15 protein-coding genes are annotated in these 17,404 nt (G+C 71.6%); 11 read left to right on the top strand and 4 right to left on the bottom strand.

The annotated features are described in order from the left end of the window. Positions 1-234 precede the first annotated feature (234 nt). The 8 genes from MRBLWH3_RS02450 (at position 235) to MRBLWH3_RS02415 (ending at position 8,197) form a co-directional block, all read left to right on the top strand. On the top strand, positions 235-1,152 hold the full coding sequence (locus tag MRBLWH3_RS02450) for a cyclase family protein (RefSeq protein ID WP_363428361.1): 918 nt from the start codon (positions 235-237) through the stop codon (positions 1,150-1,152). A 187-nt stretch (positions 1,153-1,339) separates the two neighbouring features. After that, positions 1,340-1,498 carry a hypothetical protein gene (locus MRBLWH3_RS02445; protein WP_363428359.1) on the top strand — a complete coding sequence of 53 codons (159 nt, stop codon included), beginning with the start codon at positions 1,340-1,342 and terminating at the stop codon, positions 1,496-1,498. Positions 1,499-1,537: 39 nt separating this feature from the next. Next, the gene (menC, locus tag MRBLWH3_RS02440; protein WP_363428357.1) at positions 1,538-2,674 is read left to right on the top strand and encodes an o-succinylbenzoate synthase; all 1,137 of its coding nucleotides are present in this window, start codon (positions 1,538-1,540) and stop codon (positions 2,672-2,674) included. 43 nt (positions 2,675-2,717) lie between these two features. After that, the gene (locus MRBLWH3_RS02435) at positions 2,718-3,566 is read left to right on the top strand and encodes a hypothetical protein (protein WP_363428355.1); all 849 of its coding nucleotides are present in this window, start codon (positions 2,718-2,720) and stop codon (positions 3,564-3,566) included. 77 nt (positions 3,567-3,643) lie between these two features. Beyond that, complete coding sequence (locus tag MRBLWH3_RS02430; RefSeq protein ID WP_363428353.1) at positions 3,644-3,817, top strand: hypothetical protein; 174 nt, start codon at positions 3,644-3,646, stop codon at positions 3,815-3,817. A 16-nt stretch (positions 3,818-3,833) separates the two neighbouring features. Continuing rightward, positions 3,834-5,693 (top strand): vWA domain-containing protein, encoded by a 1,860-nt coding sequence (locus MRBLWH3_RS02425; RefSeq protein ID WP_363428351.1) that lies wholly within the window; start codon positions 3,834-3,836, stop codon positions 5,691-5,693. An 11-nt stretch (positions 5,694-5,704) separates the two neighbouring features. Beyond that, entirely contained in the window at positions 5,705-6,742 is a 1,038-nt protein-coding gene (locus tag MRBLWH3_RS02420) for a hypothetical protein (protein WP_363428349.1), read from the top strand. Positions 6,743-6,811: 69 nt separating this feature from the next. Then, a complete protein-coding gene (locus MRBLWH3_RS02415; RefSeq protein ID WP_363435234.1) occupies positions 6,812-8,197 on the top strand; it encodes a glycine--tRNA ligase in 1,386 nt (461 codons plus the stop codon). 246 nt (positions 8,198-8,443) lie between these two features. Here MRBLWH3_RS02415 and MRBLWH3_RS02410 read toward each other — a convergent pair whose 3' ends face one another. Further along, positions 8,444-9,031, bottom strand: coding sequence for a TetR/AcrR family transcriptional regulator (locus MRBLWH3_RS02410; RefSeq protein WP_363428347.1), 588 nt, complete (start codon positions 9,029-9,031; stop codon positions 8,444-8,446). 62 nt (positions 9,032-9,093) lie between these two features. On the opposite strand from MRBLWH3_RS02410, the gene MRBLWH3_RS02405 reads away from it, so the two are divergent. Next, positions 9,094-9,876, top strand: coding sequence for an SDR family NAD(P)-dependent oxidoreductase (locus tag MRBLWH3_RS02405; RefSeq protein WP_363428345.1), 783 nt, complete (start codon positions 9,094-9,096; stop codon positions 9,874-9,876). Between the two features lie 163 nt (positions 9,877-10,039). Here the strand turns inward: MRBLWH3_RS02405 and MRBLWH3_RS02400 are convergent, their stop codons facing one another. Both MRBLWH3_RS02400 and MRBLWH3_RS02395 read right to left on the bottom strand, forming a co-directional pair. Next, positions 10,040-11,554 carry a flotillin family protein gene (locus tag MRBLWH3_RS02400; protein ID WP_363428343.1) on the bottom strand — a complete coding sequence of 505 codons (1,515 nt, stop codon included), beginning with the start codon at positions 11,552-11,554 and terminating at the stop codon, positions 10,040-10,042. 60 nt (positions 11,555-11,614) lie between these two features. Next, positions 11,615-12,082 carry an NfeD family protein gene (locus MRBLWH3_RS02395; RefSeq protein WP_159841222.1) on the bottom strand — a complete coding sequence of 156 codons (468 nt, stop codon included), beginning with the start codon at positions 12,080-12,082 and terminating at the stop codon, positions 11,615-11,617. A gap of 234 nt (positions 12,083-12,316) precedes the next feature. On the opposite strand from MRBLWH3_RS02395, the gene MRBLWH3_RS02390 reads away from it, so the two are divergent. After that, positions 12,317-13,333 carry an ATP-binding cassette domain-containing protein gene (locus MRBLWH3_RS02390; protein ID WP_363428341.1) on the top strand — a complete coding sequence of 339 codons (1,017 nt, stop codon included), beginning with the start codon at positions 12,317-12,319 and terminating at the stop codon, positions 13,331-13,333. Then, a complete protein-coding gene (locus tag MRBLWH3_RS02385; RefSeq protein ID WP_363428339.1) occupies positions 13,330-14,151 on the top strand; it encodes an ABC transporter permease in 822 nt (273 codons plus the stop codon). The genes MRBLWH3_RS02390 and MRBLWH3_RS02385 overlap by 4 nt, the downstream gene beginning before the upstream one ends. Positions 14,152-14,381: 230 nt before the next feature. On the opposite strand, the gene MRBLWH3_RS02380 is transcribed toward MRBLWH3_RS02385, so the two are convergent. Beyond that, positions 14,382-17,381: an ATP-binding protein gene (locus MRBLWH3_RS02380; protein ID WP_363428337.1), complete on the bottom strand. Its 3,000-nt coding sequence runs from the start codon at positions 17,379-17,381 to the stop codon at positions 14,382-14,384. Positions 17,382-17,404: the final 23 nt, after the last annotated feature.

Genomic DNA, 17,404 nt, shown 5'->3' with positions numbered 1-17,404 from the left:
GCGTCGTCGCGGACGTCGATGCGGGCGACCCCCTCACGATGGCGCGTCGCGGGGCGAAGTCGAAGGTGTCCATGCCCCGACGCTACGGACGAGGCCGCGATCGGCCGACGGGGTTGCCATTCCACGGCCGACCGCCTAAGCGCGGGCGCAGCATTCCTGCCGAGTCGCACGGATCACCTGCCATTGTGCGGATCACCCCGCAGGGGACGGATGCCGCGCCCCTACGCTGACCGCATGCCCGAGTACCGCGCCCACTTCGACTTCGACATCCGGTTCGCAAACGGCGGCGGCCTCGCCGGCACGGGTTTCCGTCTCGACCTTCCGGGCGCCGACTCCACCGAGGACGAGGTCGCCCGGCTGCTGATCGCCCACCTCGGGCTGGCGCTCGTCGACGAGGTGGACCTGCGGGGTCTCCGCATCGTCGAGGAGCCGCACCGTGGCAGCAGGGGAGTGGATGCCGCGTGCCCGGCGACCGGGGGTAGGCGCGTCGTCGATCTCAGCCACCCCATCCGCGCGGGACTCGTGACGTACCCGGGCCTTCCCGCGCCGACCATCACGCCGCACCTCACCCGCGAGGACTCCCGTGCCCGGTACGCCCCGGGCACGGAGTTCGCGATGGACGTCATCCACATGATCGGGAACACCGGAACCTACCTCGACTCGCCGTTCCACCGGTACGCCGACGGCAGCGACCTGGCGGGCCTCGACCTCTCGTCGCTCGTGGGCCTGCGCGCCGAGGTGTTCCACCTGGAGGACGCGTGGGACACGTCGCGCCGAGGCATCCGTTCCGCCACGCTCGCCGATCGCGACGTGCGCGGCGCGGCCGTCCTGCTGCACTCCGGGTGGGACCGCTGGTTCGGGCAGCCCGAGTACGGCGTCGGCGCGCCCTTCCTGGCCGGCGAGGCCGCGCAGTGGCTCATCGACGCCGGCGTGGTGCTCGTCGGCATCGACTCGGTCAACATCGACGACACCGAGTCGGGCGGCGAGCGGCCCGCGCACTCGCTGCTGCTCGGAGCGGGCGTGCACGTGGTGGAGCACCTGACGAACCTCGGGTCGCTGCCGCCGCGCGGCGCCCGGTTCACCGCCGCCCCGCCGGCGGTCGAGGGATTCGGCACGTTCCCGGTGCGCGCCTTCGCCGAGCTCCCCGCCTGACCTCCAGACCCGATCGCAGGACTGCTCACCTGTCGCGAAGTGCCGGCTCGAGCGACACATCGTGACAGGTGAGCAGAAGACGTCGGCCCGGCATGGATGTCGGAATCCCGGCGTACCGTGACGGACAGATAGAGAGACGTATCACCGGCGGCACGGCGGGCTCTTCTCAGGGGAACGAGGAGGAATCATGCGCGAGCACATCGAGACCCTGATCGTCGCTATGAGCGGCGCGCTGCGGGGAGCGGCGCACCCGCCGGCAGAACCGCGCCGTCGGCGGCCGCGGGTCGCCCGGTCCACGTACGTCCCGGTTCTCCGAGACGCCGCGCCCGCTCGCTTCGCGCACTGACGGCCGCGCTCCGTCGGCGGGCGGGCGTACGCTGAGCGCATGCCCATCGCCCGGCCGGCGGCATCCGTCACCCTCGAAGGATTCGAGCTGCGGGTCCTGCACCTGCCGCTGGTGGCGCCGTTCACCACGTCGTTCGGCACCGAGACGGTGCGCGAGGTCATCGTCGTGCGGGCGCTCACCGCCGACGGCGACGGCTGGGGCGAAGTCGTCACGCAGGCCGACCCGCTGTACTCGAGCGAGTACACGCAGGGTGCGTGGGATGTCGCGCTGCGCTTCCTCGCGCCGGCACTCCTTGACCGGGGGCGGCTCGCGCCCGAGGAGGTCGCGCGCGTGCTCGAGCCCTTCAAGGGCCATCGCATGGCGAAGGCCGGGCTCGAACTGGCGGTGCTCGACGCCGCACTCCGAGCGGACGGCCGCAGCTTCGCCGAGTACGCCGGAGCGGTGCGCGACCGCGTGCCGAGCGGGGTGTCGGTCGGCATCCAGCGCGACCCCGCGACTCTCGTCGAGACCGTGCGTGGCTACCTCGACGAGGGCTACGTGCGCATCAAGATCAAGATCAAGCCCGGTCGCGACGTCGGTGACACGGCCGCGGTGCGCGACGCCTTCGGCGCGATCCCGCTGCAGGTCGACGCGAACTCCGCCTACACGATGGCGGATGCCGACACCCTCGCCGAGCTCGACCGCTTCGACCTGCTCCTCATCGAGCAGCCGCTCCAGGAGGACGACCTCGTCGACCACGCGACGCTGGCCCGGCGCCTTCGCACCCCCGTGTGCCTCGACGAGTCCGTCGTGTCCGACAAGGCGGCGGCCGACGCGCTCGCGCTGGGCTCGGCATCCGTCATCAACATCAAGGCGGGCCGCGTCGGCGGGTACGTCGAGGCGGTCAAGATCCACGACCGATGCCTCGCGGCCGGCGTGCCGGTGTGGTGCGGCGGCATGCTCGAGACGGGCATCGGCCGCGCGGCGAACGCGGCCCTCGCAGCGCTGCCCGGCTTCACACTGCCGGGCGACGTGTCGGCATCCGCCCGCTTCTACACCCGCGACATCGTCACCGAGCCCGCGGTGCTCGAAGACGGCCACGTGCGCGTGCCGATCGGTCACGGCCTCGGTGTCGACATCGACCCGGTCGCGCTCGAGGACTGCACCGTCGCCCGCGAGACGCTGACGCGGTCGTAGGCCTGTGCGACCCCCGGCGCCATCGCGTCCCCGCCTCGGGGCGGTGGCGCTCGCCGCGGGTGTCCTCGCGCTCACCGCGTGCGCGGCGGCGTCGCCTGAGGCGGCCGAGCGCGGGCCGACGCTGCCCGCCGGAGTCGCTGTCGAGCTCCACCAGCTGCGTTCCGACGTGGCGGGTCGGCAGGCCCAGGTGCAACTGGTGAACGGCGGCGACGCGCCGCTCACCGTGGGGGCGGTCCGCGTCGAGGACGCCCGGTTCGACGGTCCGGCGGTACGGGCGATCGCCGACCGGGTCAGCACCGTGTCGCCCGGCGGCACCGTCGACATCCGCGTGCAGCTGCCACCCGTCGACTGCTCGGCGCCCGACGACGGGGAGGCACACGTCGTGCTCGAGGTGACCCGGGACTCCGCAGCGACCGAGGTGACGGCCCCGGCTCCCGATCCCCTCGGATTCCTCGCGGAGCTGCACGCCCGCGAGTGCCTGCTCGAGCGGGTGACCGATGCCGCCGCCCTCGCCTTCACCGGCTTCGAGCCCTCCGCCCCGGGCGTGCCGGCGACGCTCGAGCTCACCGTCACCCCCACCCGCGACGGGGCGGTGACGATCGCAGGCATCGGACGCACGAACCTGATCGACTTCGCCGGGGCGACCTCCGACGAGGTCCGCACGCTCGACATCGAGGTCGCCGAGGGGGACCCGGAGCCGATCGTGGTGCAGATCCCGATCGTGCCCTTCCGCTGCGACCCGCATGCCGTCCAGGAGGACAAACGCGGCACGATCTTCGACCTGGCCGTCCAGCTCGAGGGCGAGTCCGGTTCGGTCGAGCTGTTCGTCGGCGAGGAGATGCGCGGCCGCATCCTGACGTGGGTCGCCGCCTGGTGCGGCTTCGGCGGCTGACGACCGCCGCCGAAGTCCGCACAGACCGCGTCGGTGACGGGCTCCGCGTGCGTGCGGCTCTGCGTACGCTGGGCCACATGGCTCCAGAGCAGCGTTGCCCTCGACCACCGCGCCGGCCGACGCCGCTGCTGCTCGCCCTGCTCGGCGTCATGGAGATGGTCACGCCGACGCCGACCTCGCGGTGGCGCCCCGACCGGGAGCGGCTCGTGCGCGCCCGGGTGGCGCGCGTGTCTGTGCGGGCCGACCACTGAGCCGTAGGCTTCTGCCATGCCCGCACGAACCCGGCGTTCGTCCGCCCACAGCTCGTCCCTCGCCCGCACTCGACCACGTCTGCTCGCCGGTGCGGCGGCGCTGATCGCCTCCGCGATCGCCCTCACCGGATGCTTCGGACCCGACCCCGTTGTCGAGGAGTCCGGTGGTGGCGACTTCGCCGACGACGGCTGCACGAGCGTGGTCGTCGCGACCTCCTCCGAGAAGGTCAACATGCTCGACGCGCTGTCGGACGCCTTCAAGGAATCGTCGCAGCACGAGCAGCTCGCCGAATGCGCGACGGTGCGTCCGATCAACGTGTCCTCGGGCGACGCGACGCGGTTCCTGACCGCGGGCGGCGACTGGCCCGACGACGACATGCGCCGCTGGCCCACGATGTGGTCGCCCGCGTCGACGGTCTGGACCGATCGGGTCGCGGCCGCAGCATCCGCTTCCCTCGTCGGCGAGCCCGAGTCGTTCACCCACACGCCGGTCGTCTTCGGCGTCCCCGAGACGATGGCGAAGGCGCTGGGCTATCCGGCGTCGCCGGTCGGCATCACGGACTTCGAGGCGCTCTGCCAGGACCCCGGGGGCTGGGCGAGCGTCGGCAAGCCGCTGTGGGGCTCGTTCAAGATCTCGAAGACGAACCCCAACACGTCGACGACCGGGCTCTCGGCGATCCTGATGCAGTCGTACGAGGCATCCGGCAAGACCGCTGATCTCACCGCCGACGACGTCGCGGCCGCCGCGGAGTTCTCGCGCGTGTTCGAGGAATGCGTGATCCACTACGGCGACACCACCGGCAAAGTGCTGACGCGGCTTTACGACGAGACGCAGAACGGTGCCGGCGGCTCGGGCTACGTCTCCGCGGTCGCGCTGGAGGAGACCTCGCTTCTCAACTACAACCAGGGCAACCCCGACTCGCACACGGTGCAGCCGGGCGAGACGCTGACCCCGCCCAGAGAGAAGCTCGTCGCGGTGTATCCCTCGGGCGGCTCGATGTGGTCCGACAACCCGATCACCGTCCTGGGCGCCGACTGGGTGACGCCCGAGCAGGCCGAGGCCGGCGCGGCGTTCGCGGCGTTCCTGCAGACCGACGCTGCGCAGAAGATCCTGCCCGAGTACGGCTTCCGCCCGCTGGACGCCTCGGCGCCGCTGGGCGACCTCTTCACGGCCGAGTACGGGGTCGATCCCGCCGGGCCCGCGGTCACGCTGCCGAAGCCGGCGGTGGACGTGGTCTCGGCCGCGATCGACCAGTGGACGCAGATCCGCAAGCCCTCGTCGGTGCTCGAGGTGATCGACATCTCGGGCTCGATGGACGAGGCGATCGGGGACGGCCGCTCGAAGCTCGACGGCGCGATCGAGGGTGCGCAGGCCACGCTCGGCCACTTCCGCTCGTCGGACGAAGTCGGGGTCTGGGCATTCACGACCGGCGTCGAGTCGGAGGCCGGGCAGAACATCGTCGTGCTGCGCGACGTCGAGCCGCTGGCGTCCGATCGCGAGTCCGTCGACTCGTCGCTCGACGACCTGCGCTTCGCCCACCGCGACGGCACGCCGCTGTACGACGCGATCGCCGCGGCCTACGACGAGATGGTTTCGCGCGCGCAGCCCGGCCGTATCAACGCGATCGTCCTCCTGTCCGACGGTCAGGACACCGACTCCGAGATCTCGCTCGACTCGCTCGTCGCGAAGATCGGCGCATCCTCGAAGGAGGGCGGCGACGACGCCCCTGTCCGCATCTTCCCGATCGCGTACGGCGAGGGCGCCGACACCGGCTCCCTGCAGCGCATCGCCGAGGCGACCGGCGGTCAGTGGTTCGACGCGTCCGACGCCGCGAAGATCGACCTCGTGTTCGCCTCCGTGATCAACAACTTCTGAACGGCGGACGGATGCTGCTGACCTTCGCCGCCGACGGCTCCGGCGTCTACGTCGACGAGGCCGAGGAGGCGCTCGCGAACGGCAACGTCTACGTCTCGAACGAGGTGCAGGGGGCGGACGCCCTGCGGCAGACGTTGGAGCAGGAGGTGACCGACGAGTCGATCGCGGTCGCCGTGTTCTCCGACAACGCCGCGCTCGAGGCGACGGGAATGGACATCGTGCGGGAGCTGGCCGGGCTGCCCGGCTACCAGACGATCATCGTCGCGGTCGGCGACGATCTGTCGGCCGGCTCCCGGGTCGTGCAGCCGACCGGCGAGGCCCTGCGCATCGCGAACGAGGCGGAGAACTCCGCCGACTCGCTCGAGGGCGCGATCCTCCAGACGGTCGAGGGCGTGGTCGCCGCGACGCCCGCTGACGCGACCCAGGGCGGCGGGGTGGACGGCGCGCTCGTCGTCGGCGGTGCGCTGGGGCTCGTCGTGCTCGTCGCGGCCGGCGGCGCGCTGTGGGCGGTTCTGCGGCGGCGGCGCCGCGGCGCAGCGGGCCATCACGCGCCGCTCCCCGACACCGTGCGCCCGCTCGTGGGAAGGCTGCGGGCGCTGAGCGGCGAGTACGCGGCGGCCGGGGCATCCGGCAATCGCGACGCCACGGAGGTGGCCAGCGAGATCGCGACCGTCGCGAACAACACGACCGAGCTCTTCGACCGCCTCGACCGCAAGGGCGACGAGGGCCAGCGGGCCACGGCCGCCGTCGAATACGGCGAGACGCTGCGCAAGCTCACCGCGGCGCTCGATCGCGACTATCTGCTCGACATCCTGCAGCACCCCGGCCTGTGGGACGACCCCGTCGACCGCGTCCGCGAGGTGCGCACCGCCCTGACGTCGTTCTCGACGGAGCTCGTCGAGAACATCAAGCAGGTGAACGCCCGCCGCGGCCTCCACTTCCAGGTCTCGCTCGACGGCCTCATCGGCCGCCGCAAGGAACTGCAGGAGTGGGACCGCGCGTTCAAGAGCGCTGACGGCCAGGCCGGCCCCTCGCCGCACGACGACTAGAATCGACGGATGCCGCGGTCAGCGGCCTCTCGCACCCTCGTGCATCCCCTCCCGACCATTGGAGCCACCGTGGCCGAGCAGTCTCGCCTCGACAAAGTCATCGCCCTCGCCCGTCATCGCGGGTTCGTTTTCCAGGCGGGTGAGATCTACGGCGGATCCCGGTCGGCATGGGACTACGGCCCCCTCGGCACGGAGCTCAAGGAGAACATCCGCCGCCAGTGGTGGCAGACGTTCGTCCGCGGCCGGGGCGACATGGTGGGCCTGGATTCGTCGATCATCCTGCCCAAGCGCGTGTGGGAGGCATCCGGTCACGTCGCCACCTTCACCGATCCGCTCGTCGAGTGCCTGCAGTGCCACAAGCGCTTCCGCGCCGACAACCTGATCGAGGACTTCGAGGCGCGCAAGGGCCGCAAGGCCGAGAACGGCCTCGCCGACGTCCCCTGCCCCAACTGCGGAACGAAGGGCCAGTACACCGAGCCCAAGGCGTTCTCGGGCCTGGTGAAGACCTACCTCGGCGTCGTCGACGACGAGTCGGGCCTCTACTACCTGCGTCCCGAGACCGCGCAGGGCATCTTCGTGAACTTCTCGAACGTGCTCACCGCCAGCCGCAAGAAGCCGCCGTTCGGCATCGGCCAGGTCGGCAAGGCGTTCCGCAACGAGATCACGCCCGGCAACTTCATCTTCCGTACGCGTGAGTTCGAGCAGATGGAGATCGAGTACTTCGTGCCGCCCGCCGAGGCCCAGGAGTGGTTCGAGCACTGGGTCGACGAGTGCTGGGACTGGTTCGTCGCCCTCGGCATCGACCCCGACAACATGCGCCGGTTCGAGGTGCCCGAAGAGGACCGCGCCCACTACTCCGACGGCACGATCGACGTCGAGTACCGCTTCGGCTTCGCCGGCAAGGAGTGGGGCGAGCTCATGGGGGTCGCCAACCGCACCGACTACGACCTCGGCTCGCATTCCGAGGCGTCGGGCCAGTCGCTGACCTACTTCGACCAGGCATCGGGCGAGAAGTACATCCCGTACGTCATCGAGCCCTCCTTCGGCCTCACCCGCGCCATGATGGCCTTCCTCGTCGACGCTTACCACGAGGAGGAGGCGCCCAACGCGAAGGGCGGTACCGACACTCGCACCGTGCTGAAGCTCGACCCGCGGCTGGCCCCGGTCAAGGTCGCGGTGCTCCCGCTGTCGCGCAACGAGCAGCTCTCGCCGATCGCCCGCGAGGTCGCGGAGCAGCTCCGCGGCGACTGGAACATCGACTTCGACGACGCCGGCGCCATCGGCCGCCGCTACCGTCGCCAGGACGAGATCGGAACGCCCTTCTGCGTCACGGTCGACTTCGACTCGCTCGACGACCGCGCCGTCACCGTGCGCGACCGCGACACCATGGGTCAAGAGCGTGTCCCGCTCGAGGGCCTGCACGACTACCTCGCGGAGCGCCTGAAGGGCGCCTGACCCGCAAGAGGACGGATGCGGCGACCCGGCCGGGTCGTCGCATCCTCCCTGGCGGAGTGGCACATCATCAGGACGCCGGCGAGGTACATCCGGTACGTCCGCTGGAGCGACGAGCCGATCGTCGACCGCACGATCCACTACTACGCCTACTGCGCCGATCCCGACGTGCGGTACCAGCACGCCGCCGAGGTGTACGCCGGCGGCATCGACCCGAGTTCGGTCGGCCTGAACCCGGCCGCTCCGGGTCTACGGCATGAGGCCGCTGCGCACGAAGTCGATGACCGCGTCGGCCGCGGTCTCCCAGGGCACGCCGTTCAGCAGGTCGTCGGTTGCGAGCGTCGCGACGCCGTGCACGGATGCGAAGGCGACGAGTGCGTGCCGTTCCGGCGGGCCGGCGCGGACGTCCCCGGCTTCTTGCCCGTCCACGACGAGGGCGACAAGCCCGGTCATGCCGACGTGGCTGAGCGTCCGGAGTTCTTCCGATGCCTCCGGGTGATGCTTGGCGGAGTACATGACGGCCAGCACCGCCGGATGCGACACGGCGAAGCCGACGTACGCCCGAGCGGCTGCCGCGAATCGTTCGGAGAAGGGTCCGGGCCGGGTCGAGGCATCCGTCAGCGCCGCGTTCATCCGTGCGAACCCCAGGGCGGCGAGAGCGTCGAGCAGAGCCGCCTTGTCACGGAAGTGGCGGCCGGATGCTCCGTGGCTGACGCCGACGTCGCGCGCGAGCTGGCGCAATGAGAGGCCGTCGGCCCCCTCCTCGTCGACGACGTCCCACGCGCGCTGCAACAGGGCGGACCGCAGATTGCCGTGGTGATAGGTGCGCTCCGTCACGGTCCCACCCTAGCGCCATGTTGGCATTGACAACAATGCTGTCAGTGTCTACATTGGCTGCCATGACCAGAGACTACCGCGGCACGACCGCGCTCATCACCGGTGCCAGCGCCGGACTCGGCGTCGAGTACGCGACGCAGCTCGCCGCCCGCGGCGCCGACGTCGTGCTCGTCGCCCGCCGCGAGGACCGGCTGCGCGACCTGGCGGACCGGCTCACCCGTGACCACGGGGTGCGGGCGACGCCGATCGCCCTCGATCTGACGCGACCGGATGCTGCGGCCGCGCTTCGGCGGGAACTCGACGAGCGGGGGATCCGCGTGCAGACGCTGGTCAACAACGCCGGCTTCGGGATGAAAGGTGCGTTCGCCGAGGCCGACGCGGCACGCATCGGCGAGATGGTGCAGGTCAACGTCGCGGCGCTCGTCGCGATCACCCGGGCGGTGCTGCCGGAGATGGTCGCCGACGGGCGAGGTGCGCTGGTGGGCATCGCGAGCACGGGCGCGTACCAGCCGTGCCCCAACATGGCGGTGTACGGGGCGACGAAGGCGTTCGTACTGAGCTTCACCGAGGCCCTCGCGTACGAGACGAAGGCCTCGGGGCTGGGCGTGATCGCGGTGAGCCCGGGTGCGACGCGCACCGAGTTCTTCGACATCACCGGCGCCGACGCGGCCGTCGGGCGCTTTCAGACGCCGGCGCAGGTGGTCGAGCTGACCCTCCGCCGGCTCGATCGCGATGACGTGCCGCCGAGCGTCGTCTCCGGCCGCGCCAACGCCTTCAGCGCGTGGGCGGCGCAGGTGATGCCGCGACGGCTCACGCTCGCCGTGAGCGGCCGCGTCCTCCGGTAGTCGCGGCGGGCGCGTCGGGCCCGTGCGCATGACTCAGGCAGATCGGGGCCCGCGGCCGCATGCCGGGGGCCGTCGGCCTCGTTCCGCCTGAGTTGTGGTCCGGCGTGGTGGGAATGACGAAGCGCCCGGCCCTCACAGGACCGGGCGCTTCGCCGAGAGGGCGTCAGCCGCCGATCGAGGCGGCGGCGTCCTTCGCCGCCTTCTTCGCCGCAGTGCCTGCGCCGTCGGCGAGGGCCGCGGCGTCCGCTCCCGCCGTCTTCAGCGCGAAGGCCTGCAGCAGTGTGTTGAGGTCGAGCCCGGTGAGGCCCTTCACGACCTCGGTGCCCTCGCCGAGCACGCGCCCGACCGTCTTCGTCATCTCGGATGCGCCGTCGGTCGAGACGACGGTGAGCTTGTCGATCGAGGCGATCGGCTCGGCCGCCGCCCGCACGATGTCGGGGAGGCGCGAGATGATCTCCTGCGCGAGGGCGGCCTCGCCGTACTTCTGCAGCGCGAGCGCCTTCGCGTCGATGGACGTGGCCTCGGCGAGACCCTCGGCCTGGGTCGCGGCCGCGCGGGCCTCACCCTCCGCCTTGATACCCGCGGCCAGGGCGACCTGCTTGTCGCGCTCGGCCTCACCCGACACGCGGACGGCCGTCGCGGCGGCCTCGGCATCTTGCACGGCGGCGACCTTGTTCGCCTCGGCGATCTTGGTGCGCTTGAACGCGTCGGCCTCGGTGGCGGCGTTCGCGGCGTCGCGCTGTGCGGTCGCCCTCTGCACCTCGGCGTAGGCCTGCGCCTCGGCGGGCTTGCGGATCTCGATGTCGAGGCGCTCCTGCGTCACGAGCGCCTGCTCGGTGAGCGCTTCGCGCTCCTGCACGGCGACGAGCTTGTCCTGCTCGGCGGTGGCCAGCTGGCCCGCGGCCTGCGCCTCGGCGTTCGCCCGGTCGGTCTCGGCCTTGATCGTGGCCTGCTTGAGGGCGAGGGCCTTCTGCCGCTCGGCGATCTGCTCCGACGCCTCGATGCGTGCGAACTCGCTGGCTCGCGACGCCTCGGCCTCGCTGATCTCGGCGACCTGGCGCGCGCGGGCGGCCTCGGCGCGGCCGAGGTTCGCGAGGTAGTCGCTGCCCGGCGTCGAGATGTCGCTGATGTTGAGCAGGTCGACCTGCAGGCCCTGTTCGACGAGGTCGGCCTTGGTCTCGGCGACGACGCGGTCGGAGAGGCTCTTGCGGTCAGAGATGATCTGCTCGATCGTCATGTCGCCGACGATCGAGCGCAGCGACCCCTCGAGCGACTCCTTGATGATCTCGGTCAGGAGATCCTGCTGCGACAGGAAGCGCTGGGCCGCGCGCCGCACACCGTCCTCCGTGCCCGAGACCTTGAAGTTGATCGACGCCTTGATCGCGATCTTGATGCGGTTCTTGTCGACCCCCTCGACGGTGATCCCGATCTGGCGCTGCTCGAGCGAGATCGAGAAGCCCTGCTGCAGGATCGGCCACACGAAGGTGCGGCCGCCGATCACGACGCGCTGGCCGCTGCCGGTCTCGCCGGGCGCCGGGCGTCCGGCCCCGCGGCCGACGATGACGAGCGCCTCGTTCGGGGGGACGCGGCGGATGCGCCGCGCGATGAACGTGATGAGCCCGAGCACCGCGACGACGAGCGCGACGGCGGCGATCACTTGGATGAGTTCGTTCGTCATGGACGACCTTTCTCGTGGGATGCCGCGACCCGGGGCTCCCGGCCCGGACCGCGGGGGGATCTATTCCGCGACGACCTTGACGCGGGTGCCGGAGTGCTCGATGACGCGGATGCGCGCGCCCTCGGCGATGGTCTCGTCGGAGTATGCGAGGCGTCGCTCCACCTCGTGGGGGCCGTCGAGGCTCACCTCGCCGCCCGCCGGGGAGACCGTGGAGCGTGTGACACCCGACAGACCGAGCGCCGAGGCGGGCACCCCGTCCGAGCTCTTCGTGAGCCGCTTCACGAAGACCACCGCGATGACGTACGCGAGCACCGCCAGCACAGCGGCGAGGACGTACGCCCAGACGGTGTCGAGTCCGTTCGTGGTCGTGAGGGCGCCGGATGCCCCGAACACGACGGCCGCGATGCCCAGTGCGGTGCCCGAGATGGCGCCGTCGCCGATGTCGAAGTGATCGAAGATGTCGCCGACGATCAGCGAGATCAGGAGGACCGCGAGGCCGACGCCTCCGACGATGAGGAACGGCAGCATGATCTGTCTCCAGGCGAGGGGGCGGGCCGGCGGGTCCTCCCACCCTAGCCAGGCGTTGGGACCCGGTGTCCAATTCTGTTGCCGGATGTGGAGAACGCGCGGTCTCGGGCGTGCCGTCGCCGCATCCGTCCCGTTCGAGGGCGCCATGACAGCGCCGTGACAGCGGCACCGTCGCCGTGACAGGGCGGTGACAGCACGCGCGGCGCACTCTGGGTGACGTCGAAAGGCGAATCCATGACCAACACCAGTTCCGCATCCCTCACCCCCGCGGTCCGCGCCGAAGGGCTCGTGAAGAGCTTCGGCGCCAACCGCGCGGTCGACGGCGTCGATCTGACCGTCGAGGCCGGCACCGTCTACGGCGTGCTCGGCCCCAACGGCGCGGGCAAGACCACCACCATCAGCATGCTGGCCACCCTGCTGCGTCCCGACGCCGGACGGGCCGAGATCTTCGGCTACGACGTCGTGCGCGAGCCGCAGATCGTGCGCCAGCTCATCGGCCTCACGGGCCAGTTCGCGTCCGTCGACGAGACGCTCTCCGCTACCGAGAACCTCGTGATCTTCGGCCGGCTCCTCGGGCTGTCGCGTATCGAGGCGAAGCGCAAGGCCGGCGAGCTCCTCGAAGAGTTCTCGCTGACCGAGGCCGCCACGCGGCCCCTGGCGAAGTTCTCCGGCGGTATGCGCCGCCGCCTCGACCTCGCGGCATCCCTCATCGCCCAGCCTCCGCTGATCTTCCTCGACGAGCCGACCACCGGCCTCGACCCGCGCACGCGCGGGCAGATGTGGGACACGATCCGCCGGCTCGTCGCGACGGGTTCGACGGTGCTGCTCACGACGCAGTACCTCGACGAGGCCGACCAGCTCGCCGACCGCATCGCCGTCATCGACCGCGGCACCGTGGTCGCCGAAGGTACGGCGCTGGAGCTCAAGGCGTCGGTCGGACAGTCGTCGCTGCTGCTGCGGCTGCGCGCCGGATCCGACGTCGTCGAGGCGCAGCGCGAGATCTCGCGCGTGCTCGGCGTGACCGCGATCGTCTCGCCCGAGGCCGCGCGTCTCACCGTGCCGATGAGCGACCCCGATGCCGTCGCCGACCTGCTCGTGGCGTTCCGCGAGGCCGACCTGCACCTCGAGGAGCTCAGCGTGCAGCAGCCGTCGCTCGACGAGGTCTTCCTGACCCTGACCGGCAAGGGCGTGCCGGAAGACGATGAGGCCGCCCACGCGACGGCTGACGAACTCGAAGGAGCCCGCGCATGACCGCCATCGCGACCCCCATCATCCCGGTCGCCGATCGCGACCTCTCGAACCGCTCGACGCTCGGCCTGACCGTGCGCAACACGCTCACCATGGCGTGGCGCGGCATCCTGAAGATCCGCCGCACCCCTGAGCAGCTCATCGACGTGACCGTGCAGCCGATCATCTTCACGCTGATGTTCACGTACATCTTCGGCGGCGCGATCGCCGGCGACGTGCAGAACTATCTGCCGATCATCATCCCGGGCATCCTCGTGCAGACCGTGATCACGACCTCCGTCGTCACCGGAGTGCAGCTGCGCGAAGACATGGACAAGGGCGTGTTCGACCGCTTCCGCTCGCTCCCGATCGCACGCATCGCGCCGTTGTCGGGCGCACTGCTGGCCGACACCCTGCGCTACACGATCGCGGCGACGCTCACCTTCACGATGGGCTTCATCATGGGCTTCCGCCCAGGCGGCGGGCTCGCGGGGGTCGTCGCGGCCGGACTCCTCGTGATCGCCTGCTCGTGGGCGATGAGCTGGATCTTCGCCTTCTTCGGCGTCATCGCGCGCACCGCCTCGAGCGTGCAGGGAATCTCGATGCTCATCCTGTTCCCGCTGACGTTCCTCTCGAACGCGTTCGTCCCCGCCGACACCATGCCCGACTGGCTGCAGTGGTTCGTCGAGATGAACCCCGTCTCGCACCTGGTGACCGCCGTACGCGCGCTCGTCAACGACGGCACGGTGACCGCCGACGTCCTCACCGCACTGCTGGGCGCGGCCGTGATCGTGGCGGTGTTCGCACCCCTCACGGTGCGGGCGTACATGCGGAAGGCGTGAGTGGATGCTGCGGCCCGCGGTTGACGTCGGGCCGAGGTCTGCTGACGGGCCCGGGTGGCGGAAGCCGCCCCGGCCCTCCGGCTGTGGCTGGAGCGCGACGAGCAGGGCGCGGTCGTCGGCAGCACGGGCTACGAGATCAGCGCCGGCCCCTGCAACGGTCGGCCGCGCGCTTCATGTGCTCTCAACGGATGCCCGGGCCGGCGTCACTGCGTCCGCGGGACTGGTCGGCGTCAGCCGAGGAGCGCGATGAGAGCGGCGATGTCATCGTCGCCGCCCGATTCAGCCCGCGCGGTCGGCGCTGTGGCATCCGGCAGCAGCACGTCGTTCCCGAGCCGCTCGCGCATCACGCGCAGGAATGGGTCGGACGCGTCCACGCCGCCGCGCAACCGCGCCGCGGCGACGAGCGCGCGGCGGGCGTCGGTATCCCGTCCTGTCGTCGCCAGCCAGCCGGCGATCGAGACCGCGACGTCCGCGACGATGGGATGGTCGCCGCTGCGAGCAGCAGCCAGGAGCGCCTCGGCGAGGGCGGCGTGCGCCCCATCAGACCGGCCTACCAGGAGGAGGGCCTGCGCACGGCGCGATCGCGACCAGGCGATCAACTGATCCGGGAACGAGGGCAGCATCTCCGCCGCGACGATATCGAGGTGGCGCAGAGCAGCCGCCCCGTCGCCGACGGCGATCTCGATGGCGGCCGCGTCCATGTCGGTCTGCGCGATCGCACGCGGCGAGTCCTTCGCCCGCGCGAGCTCCTGCGATTCGCGCAGTCGCGCCCGTGCCTCGTCGAGACGGCCGAGCCGCAGCAGCAGGCCGATGCTCTGCGACCGCTGCTGTACGAGGTCGGTGACCGACGTGAGGCCGAGGAGGCCGGCCGACGACGCGTCGGCGACGGCGAGCGCCTCCTCGAGCCGACCCGCCAACTGAAGCCACTCCGACCGCATCTGGCTCGCGAACGCGCTGCCCCAGACGTCGCCGAGCTCGCGGAACATCGACACCGCCTTCTCGCTCTCGACGCCCAGGGTCTGGTTGTCGCCGCGGTTCTGCGCGATCGCCGATCGGAGCATGCTGATCAGGGCGCGTGTCCAGGCGGGGGCGTCCTCGATTCCTTCGTCGCCGATGACGACGTTCCGAGACCACGGAGCGCCAGGACGGTGGTCCCGCGCGGCGACGAGGATGGCCCGCAACAGCGGCCCGAGGGCTGTCGAGAGCTCGCTGCGGTGCGCGGCGGCGGCCTCGATCACGGCCGGCACCTCACGCTCGAAGCGGGCCATGCCTCGGGCCGTCGGCTCGCCGGGCCGCACGTCGGTGCTCGCCGCCGCGGAGGCGTCGGCCTCGGCCGGTGCGGCCGCCGCGTCGAGCCGCGCGGGACCCTCGACCGCGTCCTCGATCTCCACTGCGAATGCGGTGCCGAGCAGAGCGATCGCGCGCACCACCACGGCGGCTTCCGAGTCGAGGCTCGCGGCGGCCTCGCCGAACCGCATCACGCCGGACTGCAGCTCCTCGAAGCGCTCGCGCATCAGCCACGTCCACAGACACGCGCGCACGAGGCGTACGCCCACGTCCTCCAGCCCGGGCCGTTCGGCGCAGGCGCGCAGCGCCGCGCCCAGGTTCTCTTCGTCGGCGTCGAACCACGCGAGCGCTTCGCGCACCTCGGGTCCGCGCAGGCGCGCATCCTCGCGCGCGGCCAGCCCGGCCATCGCCCGTGCCTGCACCGCGCGGAACTCGGCTTCGCGGCCCTCGGTCCGCAGGCGGTCGATGCCGTACTCCCGCACGGTCTCGAGCATCCGCAGTCGCCGTTCCGACCGGCGCAGCAACGACTTGTCGACGAGTCCGTCGAAGGCAGCGGCATCCACGTCGAAGGCGTCGCCGATCGCCGCCACATCGCGCACGTCCACGCCGTCGGGGAAGACCGCAGCGGCGCGCAGGGCGGTGCGCTCGGCATCCGTGAGCGTCTCCCAGCTCCAGTCGATGAGCGCCCGGAGCGTCTGGTGCCTCGCCTCGATCGCCTTCGGACCCCTCGCCAGCAGCGCGAAGCGGTCGTCGAGACCGCTGTCGATCTCGGCGATCGTGAGCGTCCGCGATTTCGCCGCCGCGAGCTCGAGTGCCAGCGGCAGGCCGTCGAGGCGGGTCACGATGCGCTCGACGGCGGAATCCTCGTCGGGCGTCGGCGCAGAGCCGCGCGCGGCGCGCACGCGGCGGGAGAACAGTTCGCGGGCATCCCGGTCGGGGAGGGGGCCGAGGTCGACGAACGCCTCACCCGCGAGTCCCAGCGGTTCGCGGCTGGTCGCGAGGATCCGCGAGCCGGGAGCGCTGCGCAGCACGTCGATGGCGACCGCCGCGGCCTCCGCCGAGACGTGCTCGCAGTTGTCGAGCACGATGAGCACGGTGCGTCCGGCCAGGGCCTCCGCGACGCGGTCGCGCGCCGTCGTCGAGACGAGTTCGCCGACTCGGATGCTGCGCCCCACGGCTCCCGCGACGGCCGCCCACACCTCGCTCGGTGCCGCCGGCGCGAGCTCGACGACGATCGAACCTGGCTGGCGCCGGGCGGTCTCGAACGCGAGGGTCGTCTTGCCCGCTCCACCGGGACCGATCAGGGTCACGAGCCGCTCCTCACGGAGCTGGTCGTCGATGAGCTCCAGCTCGCGCTGCCGACCGATCAGCGGGGTCAGCGCCGCGGGCACGGCTGCCTCCGGCGCCGGCGTCGGGGAGCCTCCGCCTGCGTCTCCCGGAGGCGGCGCAGCATCCGTCCCGGCCGCCGCGAGGATGCGCTCGGCGTGGGCGCGATCCTCGAGAAGGTCGCGCACGACCCAGTCGAAGCCGTCGCCCGGAGTCCAGGGGTCGCCGCGCCAGAGGTCCAGAGCCGCGCGCGCGTCGCTCGCCGCCGCGGCGGGATCGACCGTGCGCCGAGCACGAGCCACGAGGTCTTGGAACTTCGCGAGGTCGACGTCGTCGCGCGGGATGGCGAGCCGGTACCCGCCGGGCACGGCCTCGAGCGTTCCCGCGGGCAGACCGCGGCGCAGGCGCGAGGCGAGGGATTGCAGCGAAGCGCGGGGATCTTCGGGAAGGTCGTCGGGCCAGACGTCCTCGGCGAGCGAGCGATACGCAACCGTCGTGCCGGCGTCGAGCGCGAGGCGGAAGAGCAGGGCCCCCTGGCCGCGCCCGCGGATCTCCAGCGGAGCGCCGTCCGCCTCCGCGTCGAGCCCTCCGAAGAACCTCAGCCGCACGTCGTCCACCTTAGGACTCGCGACCCGGATGG

The organism is Microbacterium sp. LWH3-1.2, from assembly GCF_040675855.1.
GTDB lineage: Bacteria > Actinomycetota > Actinomycetes > Actinomycetales > Microbacteriaceae > Microbacterium.
This window is presented reverse-complemented; position numbering and strand designations above follow the sequence as displayed.

Bases quoted from the DNA above. Each gene is read 5' to 3' on its own strand.
- MRBLWH3_RS02420 (WP_363428349.1), top strand. From the start codon at position 5,705: ATGCTGCTGACCTTCGCCGCCGACGGCTCCGGCGTCTACGTCGACGAG.
- MRBLWH3_RS02395 (WP_159841222.1), bottom strand. From the start codon at position 12,082: ATGCTGCCGTTCCTCATCGTCGGAGGCGTCGGCCTCGCGGTCCTCCTG.
- MRBLWH3_RS02450 (WP_363428361.1), top strand. From the start codon at position 235: ATGCCCGAGTACCGCGCCCACTTCGACTTCGACATCCGGTTCGCAAAC.
- MRBLWH3_RS02390 (WP_363428341.1), top strand. From the start codon at position 12,317: ATGACCAACACCAGTTCCGCATCCCTCACCCCCGCGGTCCGCGCCGAA.
- MRBLWH3_RS02430 (WP_363428353.1), top strand. From the start codon at position 3,644: ATGGCTCCAGAGCAGCGTTGCCCTCGACCACCGCGCCGGCCGACGCCG.
- MRBLWH3_RS02425 (WP_363428351.1), top strand. From the start codon at position 3,834: ATGCCCGCACGAACCCGGCGTTCGTCCGCCCACAGCTCGTCCCTCGCC.
- MRBLWH3_RS02405 (WP_363428345.1), top strand. From the start codon at position 9,094: ATGACCAGAGACTACCGCGGCACGACCGCGCTCATCACCGGTGCCAGC.
- MRBLWH3_RS02400 (WP_363428343.1), bottom strand. From the start codon at position 11,554: ATGACGAACGAACTCATCCAAGTGATCGCCGCCGTCGCGCTCGTCGTC.
- MRBLWH3_RS02385 (WP_363428339.1), top strand. From the start codon at position 13,330: ATGACCGCCATCGCGACCCCCATCATCCCGGTCGCCGATCGCGACCTC.
- menC (WP_363428357.1), top strand. From the start codon at position 1,538: ATGCCCATCGCCCGGCCGGCGGCATCCGTCACCCTCGAAGGATTCGAG.
- MRBLWH3_RS02445 (WP_363428359.1), top strand. From the start codon at position 1,340: ATGCGCGAGCACATCGAGACCCTGATCGTCGCTATGAGCGGCGCGCTG.